The organism is Olsenella sp. KH3B4, assembly GCA_900111695.1.
Lineage (GTDB): Bacteria > Actinomycetota > Coriobacteriia > Coriobacteriales > Atopobiaceae > Tractidigestivibacter.
Window position 1 is genome coordinate 321275 of the sequence record FOHD01000001.1, and the last position, 15869, is coordinate 337143.

A 15869-nucleotide genomic window follows, 5' to 3' on the forward strand; every position below is an offset into this window, starting at 1 on the left:
ATGGACAGGCTACCGCCAGCGGCACAGCGGCCGTCAAACGGAAAATAACCAGAGAGCACTCTTGGCCCGTATGACCCCACATTACAGAGAGCTTATAATCTCTGGGCACTTGTATATATTCTGAACGGGGACACCATGGGACAGAAGCGCATTGACCTCGAAGAGATGAAGGCCATCGAGCTCGACATCATGCGGGAGATCTTCCACGTATGCCACGAAGAGGGACTCACGTGTCTCATGGCATACGGCACCCTTTTGGGGGCAATACGTCACCACGGCTTCATCCCCTGGGACGATGACATCGACCTTATCATGCCACGCGATGACTACGAGCGCCTCCCGGAGGCGTTTGCGAAGCGCTCTTCCAAGCCGTATTACAACATCATCTGGTATCGAGACCGCTCATCAATCTATCCCTTCATCAAGGTGGTAGACACGCGCACGGAAGTGGTCGAGCACTACGTCGATGAGCGGTGGTGCCGCACGGGAGTATGGGTAGACGTGTTCCCCATCGACGGCATTGGCCAGAGCGACAAGCCCTTCGACGAGATGGCCAAATGCACGCGCAAGTATGACTACCTGACCGCAAACATCCACGAGGGTACCTCCGCCCTCAGCATCATTGGCAAGCGCGTGCTCAAGGCCGTCATGCCCAAGGAGGACATCTACCAGGTTGCTCAGCAGATGGACGAGAACGCGCGGGTGATACCCGTCGAGGGAAGCGAGGAGGTCGCGAACCTCGCATGGGGCATGGGTCCAAATGAGCGCATCCCCAGCTCCGCCGTAAACGACACCTGCTTGTATAGCTTCGAGGGCGAGCAGTTCGATGGGCCGCGAGATTACGACCTTTGCCTCACGCGCTGGTACGGCGACTACATGACCCTGCCCCCAGAGAACGAGCGCCTCCCCCACTACGTCGACGCCCGCTGGCTCTAGGGGCAAGAGCTAGGACTGGTGACGTATGGTCGCTCGCTGGGCCATACGGAATGCAACGGAAAGAAGGCGCGCGGTTCCCCAGAAGCCGAGAAGCCGATAGGCAATGGTGGCAAGGTGAACTGAGGGGTCTTCGTCAGCCGCAAGCAGGCTCGGCGCATGGGCGCACATCGCAAGCGAGGTGCGGTCGTCCTTGCGGCACTCCCCCAGAGACGCAGCCTGGCCCATCCACACAATGAAGGGGTACGCGAGGTAGGCGCGAATAGAGCGAGCCTCACTTCCAGAAAGTCCCAAGTCGTCAATGACGGCGGTGTGCTTCTCGATGACCTTCGCAAGATCGTCGGTCATACTGCGCGTGATGAGCTTCGATGTCTGTGCGCAGCCGGTCCCCTTGCGATAGCAGTAAGCATGTCGTAGTCGTCGTCGATTGCGAAGAAGGCCATCGGCTCGGCAACGAACTTCTCGCCGGGGGCGACCTCGTAGGGGTGCCATCGCACAATGGCCGTGCGATGGATGAGCGAGGTGTCGCCCTTGAAGTGGTACTTGTGGAGAAGGTCCCACATCTTGACCCTCGTCACCCCGGCAGGCATGTGCGTTCCAAGCGGCGTCTCCTCGTCAGAGCCGCGGAGCGCCACAATGCCCGCGAGCGAAACATCCCCGCGCGCGTGCTGCCAGACGTCGATAATCTGCTCGATTGCCATTGTCACCAGATGGTCATCAGAGTCCACCACGAAGAAGAGCTCATCCTCACAGTGCTCCATGCCCATGTTGGCGGCACTCTGCTTGCCGCCGTTCTCCTGGTGAATGTACGTGATGGGAACCAGGCCCTTGGCTTGCCACCCACGCACGAGCTCCTCGGTACCGTCGGCCGACCCATCATCGACGACAAGCCAGGAGAAGTCCCGCGACGTCTGCGCCACGAGACTTTCGTAGAGCTTGGGAAGGATATAGGCGCGGTTGTAGGTTGGCGTGAAAACACAGACAGTTGCCACGGTGACAGGCCTCCGATTGACGGCATGCGCGAGAGCTCCGCGACCCAAATGGAGTGCTCATTCTTGCACGGCTATGTCATCGCGTGATAAGGCCTCGTCAGAACGGGGACAAAGCTCCAAATATGATGAAGGAGCCCGAAAGGACACAGAGGGCAATGAGCAGAGTCCCATCTCCTAGCTTCTGTACATAAGCTCAAAGCTGCGCTCAAGCGCCTGGACCGTCTGGGACCAGGATAGGTCATCCTCCACGTGCGTTCTAAGCGCCCGAGAGAGTGCCGGCGTCCACGCTGCCAGCGCCTGGCGAATACCCTCGGCCATGGTGGAGGGCTCGCGGTCTGAGGTGATGGCACCAAACGTATGCCCGTCATGGCAGAGCACCTCGCGCGCACCGCCAACGTCCGGCACCACGCAAGGCACGCCCCAGGCACCAGCCTCCAGAAGCGACGTGCAGAAGCCCTCCGAGCGCGTGGGTAGGCAGAAGACATCTGCCTGAGAGAGAAGGGCAGAGAGGTCCGGGTGGCTCAGGTTGCCCACAAGGTGGGCGTTGGCTGGCAAGTCATGTTCGAGCTGGGGGCGCAACGCACCCTCGCCCGCAAGGACGCAGGCGCACGTCTCCCCCAGCTGACGCACGGCTTCGAGCAGGCGTTCCGGGCCCTTCTCGGGCGCAAGCCTCCCCACAAAGGCAACGAGGGTCGCATCGCTGGGGATGCCAAGCTCGGAGCGAAAGTCGCGGCCCGAGGACTCCGCCCGGAACGAGGGAGCGTCTATCGCGTTGGGAATGACCAGCGAGGTCTCGATGCCAAAGTTCGAGAGCCACGCGGCGCTCTTCTCGCTAATGCCCGCGAAGGTCGCGCCGAGACTCACATCCCGGGCAGTCATGCGGCGCTCCCACGCATGGGCCGCGGCATCGAGCGCCGCCACGCTGCCAAAGGTGAGCCATGCCGAGCCGTGGTCGAGCAGTACGGCTGGAACGCCAAGTTCTCGAGCAAAGCGGAGACCCGTGACGGACGTGCCGTAAAAGCGGGTGTTTACGAGAACGCGGTCGATGCCCAGGCTGGACACTGCAGCGAGAAGCGCGCGCTCGTGCGACCCATGGCGAGAGAGCGGGAGCCTTCCGCCCATGAGTTGGATGCTGGGAAGACGCACGATGCGCACGCCGTCATCCTGGGTCTCGACCTCCGGCGCGTCGCCACGCGCCGACGTCACGACGCACACCCCGTCCCCACCCAGCACAAGCTGGTGGGCCAGGTTTGCGGTAAACGTCTCGACGCCTCCCACATGAGGAAGGTACTGCGCGGAGAATATGGCATACGTGTGTGACATGAGCCCAGCTTAGCAGTCGTATGCGGGATCTATAGCCTCGAGCTCGCGGAATGAGTCAATCTCGGTCACGTCTTCAAGGGAGCACTCGCGCGCGTAGACCTTGTACCTGTCGGCAAAGTACGTGAGCGGCGCCTCGTCCCAGAAGCGCTCCTTGCCGCCCGGCATCGCAAAGGTCGCCGGGATGTCCTCCGCGAGCCTGGCACCGTCCTCCGGCGTCCAGTAGGAGATGCCGACCATCTGCCAGATGCCGCCCTCGCCACCAATACCCAGGTTCTTGATGACGCCGTTCTTGACCTTAAAGCACCAGTCGTCGGAGCGCTCCATGGGAATGCCCAGGTAGTTCGAACGGTCCTGGTAGCGGGTGATGAGCTTGGGGTTTCTCAGCAGCAGATCTGACTCGAAGACGTAGGCACTCTGGAGATGGTCCTTTGCGGCGACCATGCTCGAGATGTTGTTCGCCTCGTTGTAGAGGGGGTTATCAATGAACCTGATCGTGGGGTACTTGTAGAGGAGCTGGTCGAACTGCTCGCCAAGATAGCCCCTCACCACGTAGACCTCGGTGATACCCGCCGCATAGACGGCATCCAGGATGGTGTCGATGATGCGCGTGCCACCCACGCGTACGAGCGGCTTGGGGGTGTTGAGCGTAATGGGGACCATGCGGGAGCCAAAGCCGGCCGCAATGAGCACCGCACGCTTCACGCGATAGGGCTCCAGCGCGTCAAGGCCGTCGTCGGTAACCCTTCTGTCCGCAATGAGGCCAAGGTCAGAAAGATGTGAGATCGCTTCGTTGACGCTCCCCACGGACATGCCGGTTTCTGCGGCCAGGGCACGCTGGGTGAGCGGGGCCGATGCCGTAGCGATGGTCGAGAGGATGAGAAACTCCTTGTGTGTCATTGCTGAGCTACCTCCAACGGGCTAGTGAGATGGCAAGCGGCAGCGCCACCAGCAAGCTCAAAGAAGCCCCTGCGAGATACTCCAGCAGAAGCGTCTTTGTTTGTTCGTCGTGTCATGTACTCACCGCCAAGCGTTTGTCATGAACATGTCAACGCTCTGTAAGAGTGCTGACGTGTTCATATTACACGCGTGCATATAGTGACATGAACGGGATATTCAAATTTGGATGCGAGGAGCAAGTGCGAAAGCGCCTTCTGCGGCACGCGACGGCTACGACGCCTCGCACTCGCTGCTGGACTCTCCCTCCTCGTACCAGGAAAGCACGCGGTCGACGTTGTCCTGCGCATAGCGGTAGTAGATGAGGAGCCATTCGCCCACGTTATCGCCCTCCGCCTCCTTCTCGAGCGACCATACGTACCAGCACCAGCCGGCGAAGACCACGTAGCTCCAGAAGTGACGCCGCTCAAGCGAGGTGGGACGGTGACCAAAGTAGAAACGCAGGGCATCCTCGGCCTCATCGTCAGAGAGCTCGCAGCACACGGTAAAGGTGCCAAAGTCACTCGCCTCGTCCGACATGCCCGCGTACTCCCAGTCGATGAGGCTGTACTCGTCCTGCTCGTCGATGAGGAAGTTGAGGTAGAAGAAGTCATTGTGCGAGACGCAGCGAGAGAAGCCATCGCGCTCAGACAGGCTCTTGAGCCGCAGCACCTTCTCCTTGAGCTCCTCGTAGCCTGGAATCTCAACGGGGCCACGCTTGGTCAGGAGCTTCTCGTAACCAAGCCCCTCCTCGACAAAGTCAAAGCTGCGATTAAGCGTGGCCTTGCTCTCGTGGAGCCTGCGGCACATCTGCATGGCACGCTTGAGCTGCTCAGGGTCATGTGGGTCGAGCGGGCGGGCGTTGGGCACAAAGCGAGAGATCTTCCAGCCTTGCCGCTGATCCTCGTAGATGAAGGTGTTATCGATACCAAGCTCGCGCGCAAGGCGAAGGCCCGCCTCTTCCGCGGCGCGGTCGACCATATTCTCGGTGCCAACACCAGGATGCCGGTAGACGTACTCGCGCTCGTCAGCGCCCTCGCCCACGGAGAAGTGGCACGAGAGGTTGGTGAGGCCCTGCTTGAGCGGATAGAAGCCATGGATCTGGGACTTCTCGCATCCCAGGACCGAGACAATGTTGTCAAAGATGTTTGAGTCGACATTCTCGATGAACGCGGGATCAAAGCCGCTTACCTGGTCGAGGGTGTCAAATTCGTGGATGAAGGCGTCACGGTAGTGGCGGGCGACCATGTGTAGCTCGTCTGTATGGGCGCGGAATATGTCCTCCCAGAGCCTGTCGGCCAGCTCTGGCCTGCGCACGGCATCGTCGAGCAGGGGAACGAAGCCGTTGGAGAACGCACGGTCAAAGTAGGCGTGGCCGAGCATTGTCCAGGCGTCTGCGCCCCCAACGTTAATCCGGGTGATGCGGTCTCCGGGACCCGTGGTCACGCACCACTCCTCTGTTGGGCCGCTCACGTACTGCGTGGCGTAGTAGGCCTCGTAGACGTAGTGCTCGAAGGGGTTCTTCTCAAAGTAGTCATCTGACGAGCACACGTAGGTGTTGTCAAGGCGATTGCGCACGAGCCAGAGGGTGTAGCTGTTGTTCCTGGTGGCATACTGCGGGTTTACCTTGATGCGAACGCCAAACTTGCTTGCCAGGTAGAAGAAGTACTCCTTCTTGTAGCCCACCACGACGGTGATGTCAGTGACGCCGGCTTCCTGGAGTTGGCGAATTTGACGCTCGATGAGTACTTCGCCACGAACACGGAGGAGACCCTTGGGCTTCTCATAGGAGATAGGGGCAAGGCGAGAGGAGAGGCCAGCGGCCATGATGATGGCATTGCCTACCTCGTAGGGTTTGAGGGACTTGAGGCCGTCGATGGTAAGCATGCCGTCCTCGACAAGCCCGGCATCCATTGCATCGTGCAGGACAGCGTTCACGGTCCCAAGAGAGAGGCCAGAGGCACTGCTCAGCTCGCGCTGGGTCATGCGGATTTCTGACTTTGCAAGGACGACAAGGACCTTGAACTTACTTTTGGAGAGCGCCATGGAACCTCCGGCATAGAACACCTTTTGTTAGGCTTCAGTATGCCAAAGGTAAGCTGAATGTTCAACAATCTTAGAATTGATAATGTGATGAACACATGCAGACGGCCGCCGGCGGTCGACGTCACGCGGACGTACTAGGCACCCTCCTCGGCAGAGCCAAAGAGCTCGGCGTCGAGGGCTGCCAGCTCCTCCGGCGGCGTTGCGGGATCGCATCCAAAGCTCTCCGCCACTGCCTGGGCCTGCAGGTGGCGCAGACCGGCGAGGTCATTGTTGCCCTGAGCTTCGTACACGCTAGAGACGCGGTCGAGCGCATAGCACACGTACGCGGCAATGGAGTCCCCCATGCCAGAGAGCACGAGCATCGTGACGAGAGAGTCTGGCGAGAGGGCCATGGCCGTCTGGACATCAAGGTCGACGAGGTCTGCAACCTGCTGCTCGACCTCCTGGCAGGAGACGGGGTCGCCCTTCTCGACAGCAAGTCTGAGCGCCCTTGTCACCGCCTCGACGAACTGCGAGATGAGCTCGGTGATGTAGTCCCTCTCAAGCATGGTGCCATCCTCTCTGCGAACGCTACCGCGTCCACGATTCTAGCGCTGTGGTGGGAGCGGCATGCCAAGGTGCTCGAACGCCACAGGCGTTGCCTGGCGCCCCTGGGGCGTGCGCACGACGAGGCCCCGCTGCAGGAGATAGGGCTCGTAGACGTCCTCGAGGGTGGAGGGGTCCTCCCCTACCGCCGAGGCGATGGTGGTGAGTCCCACGGGACGTCCCCTGAAGGTGCTCGTAAGCGCCGTTAGGATCTTCTTGTCCATCCAGTCAAGGCCCATCTCGTCAATCTCGAAGAACGAGAGCGCCTCGGCGGCGACCTCCCACGTGATGGAACCGCCGGCCCGGACCTGGGCGTAGTCACGCACGCGCTTGAGGAGCCGGTTGGCAAGGCGTGGCGTGCCGCGCGAACGCGAGGCAATCTCGGCGGCGCCCTGCTCGTCAATCTCGACTCCAAGGATGGCAGCCGAGCGCTGCACGATGCGCTTGAGCTCGTCGACGGTGTAGTAGTCCAGGCGATACGAGATGCCAAAACGATCGCGAAGGGGCCCGGTGAGCAGCCCCGTACGCGTGGTTGCGCCGATAAGCGTGAAGTGCGGAACGTCAAGGCGAATTGAGCGCGCCGCCGGCCCCTTGCCTATGACGATGTCGAGGAAGAAGTCCTCCATAGCAGGATAGAGGACCTCCTCGACCTGATGGTTGAGACGGTGAATCTCATCCACAAAGAGGACGTCGCCCTCCTCGAGGTTGGTGAGTATGGCAGCGAGGTCTCCCGTGCGCGCGATTGCCGGGCCCGACGTGGTACGCAGACGGGCACCCATCTCGTTTGCGACTACGTTGGCAAGTGTGGTCTTTCCCAGCCCCGGAGGGCCAGAGAAGAGCACGTGATCGAGGGTCTCGTGACGGTCTTTTGCAGCGGCGATAAGCACGCGGAGGTTATCGCGCACACGCTCCTGGCCACAGTACTCGTCAAGCGTAGTAGGACGAAGGCTGCGGTCGACATCAAGGTCGTCAGCCGTAAGCTCCCCCGTCACGGGACGCGGCCCACCATGTCCATGGCCAGAGCCCGGCACGTCGTCGAAGAGGTCCTCCTCCTGAGCCTCCCACGTCACAGGTTGCCCCCAATCCTCTTGAGCGCGAACTGTATGGCCTTCTCGACCGTTGATGCTCCGGCCTCCTCATGCCCATCCAGGGCAAGCTCTGCCTCCTGCGGCGAGAAGCCCATGGAAAGCAGCGCAGCCGTAGCCTCTTCGGCGACAGACTGCGAGGTATCGGGCACTTTGGAGCGCTGCGAGGCAGGCTCGCTCATGCCAACCAGGCCGCGCAGGGTTGCGTCCTTGGCAAAGACATCCTGCAGCTCAACCAGCAGTCGCTGTGCCTTCTTGCGGCCAACACCGGGAACCTGGGCCATGCGTCCCTCGTCCTGAAGGGTGACGATGGTGGCAAGCGTTGCCGGGGAGAACGTAGAGAGAACCGCCAAGGCCAGCTTGGGACCCACGCCGGATACGGCGACGAGTTTGTCGAACACGGCGCGCTCCTCGCGCGTGGCAAAGCCGTAGAGCTCGACCGCGTTCTCCTTCACGAGCATGCGCGTGAGCACGGTGACCCCGGCTTCTCCCACCGCCGGCAGTGATGCCGCCGTAGTTGCCGAGACGCCAAGCTCATAGCCGACGCCACCCACATCGATGACGACGTGGGTAGGTAGCACCTCGACAAGGGTGCCCGTGAGCTGCACGATCATTGGGTGTTCCTCCTGCTCTGCCTAACGTGGCCAAGTGGCGAGCCTTCGCCGCGGGCCCCGGCGAGACGTGCAGCAGTTGCCGCCGCCGTGACGCCGCGCGCCGTGGCGGCATCGAGAGCCTCCTGTGCCTTCTGCTGCTCGAAGACCTGCACGGCCGCCCCCTCGCGTGTGAGTCGCTGCGTGCGCGTGAGGTTGGCATGGCAGATGGCTGCCGCAAGGGCATCTGCGCAGTGGTCCGGACGCGGGTCGTGGTCAAGGGCGAGAATGTTCCTCACCATGAAGATGACCTGGCGTTTGTCGGCAGACCCCGTGCCAACCACCGCCTGCTTGATCTGCATGGGCGTATACTCACCCAGCTCGAGGCCGGCCTCTGCCGCCGCGACAAGGGCGGCGCCGCGGGCATGCGCAGTTGCAAGCGCCGAGCGGGAGTTCTCACCAAAGAAGATCTTCTCGATGGCGAGCTGGCTGGGCACATAGGTCTCGATGGCGTTGGCGATACCCTCGTAAATCTTGCCCAACCGTCGATCGATGGACTCGGACGACGAGGTTGAGACGCAGCCGTATGCGCGCGCCCTGCACACAGGGCCACGTGTCTCGACTACGCCCCAGCCTGTGTTCGCAAGGCCGGGATCTATGCCCAGGATGACCATGCACCCTCCTCTCGCGCGGGCTTGTTAGAACGTTAGTTCTAGTTTAGCATACCGCGCGCCTCTAAGAAGGGCAAACTCAGTTCTCTGAGAAGGTCCTCCATACCGAGCCATCGCCTGGTGCGCCGCCAGGGCCGGGTCGCCCGCCCTGGCCATGCCTCCCAACGCGTCCATCCTGCTGATCGGCCGCGAGACCACCAGTAATCGAGAGGTCGCGTAGAAGGTTTACCACCTCGCGCATGTCCTGCTCGTGGTCGCGCTTCCCCACGGAGTCCTGGCTCGACTCCTCGGCCTCGCGCCGCACCGGCCCGTCCCGCCTCTCCGCCATGGCCATCTTGGTCTTCTCGACAATGGCTTTGTCCACATCCTCGCCTAGCGAGATTGCGCCCTCCATGGCCTCCCCCGAGCGCTCCGCCTTTGTGCGCGGACGATCCCGCCACGCCATGCCCAAAGGCCACGGCGCGTCGTCGAGGGTGCACGTGGACATCACGATGACAAGGCCGCAGGACAGACGGCCCGGCGCGCACGAGGCAAGGCGGTCGAGAATGGCGGAGGCAACCTGAGGGTGGCCCCCATCATCGGCGATGTCAGAGAGCGGCCTTCGCCACTCGATATGGCTTGCGAGCACGTAGTCGACATACTCAAGGCGCTGCTCGGGCGTGTGTCCGCACTCCTCGATTCCCGGGATGGCAGGCACCTCAAACGCCCGCCGGGAGTCACGCGAGATGACAGGCGAGATGGTGTTTCTCATGTGTACGAGCTCGAGGACGCCGTACCGATAGACGTCACCCAGCGGGGCGAGCCCGGCAGGTGCCAGCATGCCAGGCATGACCTCCAAAGCCATCGCGGTCTTGTCTAGATTCGAGAGCGGCATGGCGCCCTCCTCGCGCGCGAGCGCTGCCAGGTGCGCCTTCGCGAGGTCTGCGGCAAGCTCCCGGTCGGGCGAGAGCGCGGCCATGGGAAGCTCGCGAACGGGCAGCCTGAGATTCTCGACGAGCTTGCGGGCAGATGCGTCGAGCTTGTCGTCTGCGCCGGTCACGAGAAGCGCGTGGACGTTGGTGGGGCCAAGCGCATCGGTTGCGAGCGTCGCAACGGCACAGGAGTCCAGCGTGCCGTCGACGAGCACGGCCGCCTGCGTGAACCCCATCTGCGAGAGCGACTCGGAGAGCCCCTGTGCGAGCGCGTTCCATCCGACGAGCGGACGGTCGAAGACCTCGGGAGTGAGCGGGTGGTCAAGGGGCCCGCCAAACTCGGGATCGACATCTGCGATGAGCAGGTCCTCATCGAACGTGACCGCCTGGGCGGCAAGCTCGCCCCAGGGGGTGAGGACAAAGCTTCCGCCAATGCACACCTGCGTGCCATAGGTCCCGAGGGAGCCCACGCCCACAACCCAGGCACCCGTTGCCTCCGCATCGTCCAGGAAACGGCCATCCGTGATTGCCGCGCCCATGCCCGAAGAGGGGTCGTCCATGACAAACCCACAGCTGTCGAGGTACATCAGCACGTCCAGGTCAAAGTCGAAGGCATCGAAGTCGTCAAGGTCGTCAAAGGTGAAGGCGAGTCCAAAGCGAACGCCATCGATATCGAAGACGGGAAGGTCCTTCGCGGGGCCTCCGTCACCCTCTTCTCCACTTGGGGCATGGCGAGTCTCGCTGTTCACAACATACGAGCGCATGAGCGCCGAGAGTTTGAGCGGCGTAATCTTGCCGTCGTGCACGAGGATCGCCTCGGGCGCCGGCGCGCCATCGGAATCCGAGAGAACCGGCACGATGCAGGGACAGGGAACCTCGTCGGCAAGCTTGACCAGCGTCTCCGCAAGGTCGAGCAGGAGCCCCTCCTGACTGGGTTGATTGACGGGCCATATGCCCATGAGGGCTGCCGCCGGAAACACCACGAGCTGGGCTCCCTTGTTGGCCGCTCGTCGAGCGAACTCGACCATCCGCTCAGCGGTGCGCTCGAGCTCCCCTGCCGTGGTCCTCATCTGGGCAACCGCGATCTTCATGCTTGGACCTTCCCATGCCTTCCATAACCTGCCGTTGATTGTATCCCCGCCCCGCTCGCACGCGCCACCTAGAGAGAAGCGTGCCGCCCCAGCATTGCCAGGGCGGCACGTCGAGCAAAGGTGCGGTTGAGAGCTCCGCTTGGCCTAGAGCTCGGCCTTCCAGAGACCGTGGAGGTTGCAGTAGGCGTAGACCGTAGCCTTGCCGCCCTCACCCAGGTGGAAGCGGGCCTCGGGGGCCTCACCGGGCTTGAGGTAACGAACGACGGTCTTGGTGCCATCGGCGAAGAGCAGCCACTCGATGTAGTGCTCGGGGGTCATGGGGTGCTCGACGGAGCCAACGCGGGCAACAAGGCGGTCGCCCTCGACGGTCAGTGCGGGAACGTGCTTCTCGACGGCGGCGTCGGTGGTGTTGGCAACGAGCTCCTCCATGGGCTCGCCACAGCACACCGGCGTGGGGCCGCCATCAACGATCTTCACGACGATGTTGCCACAGTGCTTGCAGCGATAAATCTTTACATCTGCCATGGAATATCCTCTCCTTCTTTGCTTTGGCGCGTCCCCGCAGGAACGCGCCACTGCCTGCGGCCGCATCGCGACCGCCACTATGGCTATTGTCCCCCACCGCACGCCGATTCATGCACACCTATAATTGCTATCTTCAAACCTACATATAAGGTTCACCAATACGGAAAGGCGCGCCCTTCGTTACCGAGGGGCGCGACCACAAGCGTTTGTGCCGTGCGACTCCTAGGCCACCTTCACGTGACCAGAGCGGCCGATAAGGTCGATGACCTCGGCCATGAGGACCATGTTGTGCGCATCGATGCGCGTAGGGAGCTCCATGCGCATGACATCACCAGAGGCGCTCTCCACGCGCAGCTCCACGCGGTCGAGACCGGGATAGCGGCCAAGGATCTCGCCCAAGTTGTCCATGCGACCGCGTGTGAGGAGATTTGCGGGCATGTTTATCTCGAGCACCTTGGGACGGTTGGTCTTGTCGTTGAGCTCGAGGGGCTCGACTGACGTGCAGATGAGCTGGTCGCCGCGGTCGCCTCGCTCAAGACGGCCCACGACCTTGATGAAGATGTCGCCCGTGCTCTCGCCGGTTTCGGGGTCGACCTCACCGGCAAGCGTGGCGGCGCACTCCTTGTAGGTCTTGGGGAAGATCACGAGCGAGGTCTCGGCCTCCATGTCCTCGAGGGTGACGATGGCCATGGCGTCACCCTTCTTGGTTGTCTTCTTCTGGACCGAGGTGGCCATGCCGGCAAGGCGGATGGGCTTGTCCTCCGGGACCTTGAAGCGCTCCGTGGTGGCACCGGTGTTGGGATCGGTGTACTCCTCCGAGACCGAGAGGTCTGCAATGGTGTAGTCGCGCGCCTTGGCGAGGGCATATGCGTACGGGCGAAGCGGATGGTCGGAAACGTAGATGCCCAGCACGTCGTGCTCCTGCGCGAGCTTGATGTGACGGTCCCACTCGACGCCGTCGGGCGCGGGGACCTCGTTCTGGAAGCCCGAGCCCTCAACGTCGCCAAACATGTCGAACATCGAGAACTGCCCCACCGCGCGCTCCTTCTGGCGGCGCGCCGCGGCATCGATGATGTTCTCGGGGTTGTTCTTGTCGACGAAGTGCATGAGCTGCATGCGGGTGTAGCCCGTGGAGTCGAATGCGCCTGCCTTGATGAGGGACTCGACCACGCGTCGGTTGGCCTGCGAGCCATCCACGCGCTCGCAGAAGTCGTGGAGGTTCTTGAAGGGACCGTGGGCGTCTCGCTCGGCCATGATGCACTCGCCCACGCCCTCGCCCACGCCGCGGATGCCGGCAAAGCCAAATCGCACGCCCTCGGCCGTTGCCGTGAAGTCCTTGCCCGACTCGTTGATGTCGGGCGGCAGGACCTGGATGCCCTCGCGACGGCAGCTCGTGACATAGTGCACGATCTTGTCGGTCTTGCCCATGTAGGAGGTGAGGACAGAGGCCATGTACTCGCGCGGGAAGTACGCCTTGAGCCACGCGGTCTGCATGACGAGGATGGCATAGCCGGCAGAGTGCGACTTGTTGAATGCGTAGGAGGCGAACTCGAGAACGTTCTCCCAAATCTCTTGCGCAACCTCGCGCTTGTAGCCGTTCGAGACGGCACCGTTCATCCAGTGGTCATAGATCGTCTCGTCCGCACCGTTGCCCTCCCAGTGGAAGACCTGGTCGGTGAGCATCTTGATCTTCTTCTTTGCCACCGGCTTGCGCATGCGCGAGTCGGACTCGCCGGCCGTGAACCCCGACATCTTCATCGAGATCTGCATGACCTGCTCCTGGTAGACCATGGTGCCGTAGGTCTCTTCCAAAATCGGCTTCAGGCGGTCGTCGTAGTAGGAGATCTTCTCCTGGCCGTGCATGCGCTTGATGTAGCTGTCGACCATGCCGGCGCCCAGGGGGCCCGGTCGGTACAGGGCGATGAGAGCGACGATCTGCTTGTAGGCGTTAGGCTGCATGTTCTTGATCGTGGCGGTCATGCCCGCGGACTCGACCTGGAAGACGCCGGCTGTGTGGCCCTTGCCGAGAAGCTCGTAGATCTTGGGATCAGAGAAGTCGACCTTGTCCACATCGATGTCCACGCACGTGGCACCAGGCTTGATGCAGGCCTTGACCGCCTCCGGCATGCGGTCGATGTCAGAGGCGTTGGGGTAGGAGTGGCGGATGTTGGCCAGCGCCTTGTTGATGACCGTGAGCGTGCGCAGGCCAAGGAAGTCCATCTTGAGCAGGCCCATGTCCGCGACGGAGTGGCCCTCGTACTGGGTAATGGTGACGTTTCCCTTGGTGTCGAGCTTGGTGGGCACGTGGTCGGTCACGGGCGTGGGAGCGATGAGCGTAGCGCAGGCGTGGACGCCCTCGCCGCGCATGAACCCCTCGATGGAGAGGGCTGCGTCGATGATGCGGTGGGCGTCAGAATCCTTGTTGTAGGCCTCCTCGAAGTCCGGCGAGTACTGGTCGGGCTTCTTCTCGTTCTTGTGGAGGGCGTTGGCAAGCTGGAGCTTGGGATCGTTCGAGAGCATCTTCGAGAGCTGCTGGCCCTTGTAGACCGGGAAGCCCAGGACGCGGTTGGCGTCGTTTATGGCCTGCTTGGCCTTGATGGTGGAGTACGTGATGACCTTGCAGACGTGGTCCTCGCCGTAGACGTCGCGCACGTGCTGCAGGACGTCCTGGAGGTGCTCGTCGTCGAAGTCCATGTCGATATCGGGCATCTCGGAGCGCTGCGGCGAGAGGAACCTCTCGAACATGAGGCCGTTCTCGAGCGGGTCGAAGTTCGTGATGTTCATGGCGTACGCGACGATGGCGCCGGCGGCAGACCCGCGGCCTGGTCCCACGCCAATGCCGTTGTCCTTGGCCCACTGCACGTAGTCCTGCACGATGAGGAAGTAGTTCGCGAAGCCCTTCTCGGTGATGATCTTGTACTCGTGCTCGAAGCGGTCCTTGACGTTCCAGCCACCGATTGTGAGGTCGCGCCAGTTCTCGCCGTAGCGCTTGGCAAGGCCCTTCTCGCACTCCTCGCGGAAGCGCTCGTCAGCCGTCTCCCCAGGGCGCAGGCCAGGGTACTCGGGCAGGTACATGTGGGTCCAGTCGAGCTCGTAGTTGCACTTGTCGGCAATCTCGAGCGTGGTGTCGCAGGCCTCGGGGCACCAGGAGAAGAGCTGGCGCATCTCGTCCTCGGACTTCATGTAGAACTCCGAGCCCTCCATGCGCATGCGGTTGGGGTCATCGAGGGTGGTTGCCTTGCCTATGCAGGAAAGGATGTCCTGCGTAGGGGCATCCTCGCGCGTGAGGTAGTGGAAGTCGTTGGTGGCAACAACCTTCACGCCCATCTCGTGCGCCATCTTGACCAGGTACTCGTCGAGCTTGCGGTCATCCCATCCATTGCGGAAGGTGAGGCCGTGATCCTGGATCTCGATGTAGAAGTCGTCACCGAAGACGTCACGGAAGGTCTCTGCCCACCTGCGTGCTCCGTCAAAGTCACCATCCAGGATGCACTGGGGAATGATGCCCTGAACGCAGGCACTCTGGCAGATGAGGCCCTCGTGGTACTCCTTGAGCATGTCGAGCGTGGTACGCGGCCGGTAGTACATCATCTCGTGGCCGGCAGCCTTGGACATGCACTTCACCAGGTTGTGGTAGCCCGTCTCGTTCTTGGCAAGAAGGATGAGGTGGTAGCGGCGCTGCTTTGTGCCTCGTTCGATGCAGTCATCGGTGATGAAGTAGGCCTCGCAGCCAAAGATGGGCTTCACCTTGAGGCGTGGGCGGTTTGCTTGGACCGCAGCAAGGTCGTGGCCAGAGGACTCCCACACGGCCACGTCGCTTGCCCACTGGTCGTGGACGCGATCGAAATAGCTCGCGTCGTCTGCGTCTGGCTCGGGCTCCTCGAGGTCCCAGCTCTTCTTGAAGCACTCGACGTCGTGGCGCCACTGCTTCATGTTGGCCTGGCCGTCGTTGTACTTGCGGCATTCCAGGTCGAGGTTGGGGATGCCAAACATGTAGCCGTGGTCCGTAAGGGCAACGGCAGGCATCCCCTCGTCAATGGCGCGCTTGACCATGCGGGGAATGGGCGTGGCGCCATCGAGGATCGAGAAGTCCGAGTGATTGTGTAGGTGAACGAATGCCATATGTTCTCCATACCGGGTGATGCTGTGGTGTTTGGCACAGCATAGCAGAAGGAATGCGGCGC

Annotated in this window: 13 protein-coding genes; 1 reads left to right on the top strand and 12 read right to left on the bottom strand. The window is 62.1% G+C overall.

The genetic code is table 11. The features are described 5' to 3' along the window. The first annotated feature begins 135 nt into the window (after nt 1-135). Complete coding sequence (locus BMX94_RS01465; protein ID WP_091002664.1) at nt 136-936, top strand: LicD family protein; 801 nt, start codon at nt 136-138, stop codon at nt 934-936. A gap of 9 nt (nt 937-945) precedes the next feature. Here the strand turns inward: BMX94_RS01465 and BMX94_RS01470 are convergent, their stop codons facing one another. The 12 genes from BMX94_RS01470 to dnaE form a co-directional block, all read right to left on the bottom strand. Continuing rightward, nucleotides 946-1281 (bottom strand): hypothetical protein, encoded by a 336-nt coding sequence (locus tag BMX94_RS01470; protein ID WP_091002666.1) that lies wholly within the window; start codon nt 1279-1281, stop codon nt 946-948. After that, nucleotides 1278-1925 (bottom strand): glycosyltransferase family 2 protein, encoded by a 648-nt coding sequence (locus BMX94_RS01475; RefSeq protein WP_218138431.1) that lies wholly within the window; start codon nt 1923-1925, stop codon nt 1278-1280. Before BMX94_RS01475 ends, BMX94_RS01470 begins: the two co-directional genes overlap by 4 nt. 174 nt (nt 1926-2099) lie before the next feature. Continuing rightward, the gene (locus BMX94_RS01480; RefSeq protein WP_091002669.1) at nt 2100-3248 is read right to left on the bottom strand and encodes a glycosyltransferase family 4 protein; all 1149 of its coding nucleotides are present in this window, start codon (nt 3246-3248) and stop codon (nt 2100-2102) included. Between the two features lie 9 nt (nt 3249-3257). Beyond that, complete coding sequence (locus BMX94_RS01485; protein ID WP_091002671.1) at nt 3258-4145, bottom strand: NTP transferase domain-containing protein; 888 nt, start codon at nt 4143-4145, stop codon at nt 3258-3260. Nucleotides 4146-4415: 270 nt separating this feature from the next. Next, nucleotides 4416-6227 carry an NTP transferase domain-containing protein gene (locus BMX94_RS01490; protein ID WP_091002673.1) on the bottom strand — a complete coding sequence of 604 codons (1812 nt, stop codon included), beginning with the start codon at nt 6225-6227 and terminating at the stop codon, nt 4416-4418. Nucleotides 6228-6361: 134 nt separating this feature from the next. Then, nucleotides 6362-6775 carry a hypothetical protein gene (locus BMX94_RS01495; protein ID WP_091002674.1) on the bottom strand — a complete coding sequence of 138 codons (414 nt, stop codon included), beginning with the start codon at nt 6773-6775 and terminating at the stop codon, nt 6362-6364. 39 nt (nt 6776-6814) lie between these two features. Beyond that, nucleotides 6815-7882, bottom strand: a complete 1068-nt coding sequence (ruvB, locus tag BMX94_RS01500; RefSeq protein ID WP_091002676.1) for a Holliday junction branch migration DNA helicase RuvB — start codon at nt 7880-7882, stop codon at nt 6815-6817. After that, nucleotides 7879-8511, bottom strand: coding sequence for a Holliday junction branch migration protein RuvA (gene ruvA, locus BMX94_RS01505; protein ID WP_091002679.1), 633 nt, complete (start codon nt 8509-8511; stop codon nt 7879-7881). The genes ruvB and ruvA overlap by 4 nt, the downstream gene beginning before the upstream one ends. Beyond that, complete coding sequence (ruvC, locus tag BMX94_RS01510) at nt 8508-9161, bottom strand: crossover junction endodeoxyribonuclease RuvC (protein WP_091002681.1); 654 nt, start codon at nt 9159-9161, stop codon at nt 8508-8510. The genes ruvA and ruvC overlap by 4 nt, the downstream gene beginning before the upstream one ends. A gap of 76 nt (nt 9162-9237) precedes the next feature. Then, nucleotides 9238-11160: a nitrilase-related carbon-nitrogen hydrolase gene (locus BMX94_RS01515; protein ID WP_091002683.1), complete on the bottom strand. Its 1923-nt coding sequence runs from the start codon at nt 11158-11160 to the stop codon at nt 9238-9240. 144 nt (nt 11161-11304) lie between these two features. After that, nucleotides 11305-11685, bottom strand: coding sequence for a desulfoferrodoxin family protein (locus BMX94_RS01520; RefSeq protein ID WP_091002685.1), 381 nt, complete (start codon nt 11683-11685; stop codon nt 11305-11307). 222 nt (nt 11686-11907) lie between these two features. Continuing rightward, complete coding sequence (gene dnaE, locus BMX94_RS01525) at nt 11908-15807, bottom strand: DNA polymerase III subunit alpha (protein ID WP_091002686.1); 3900 nt, start codon at nt 15805-15807, stop codon at nt 11908-11910. Nucleotides 15808-15869 lie beyond the last annotated feature (62 nt).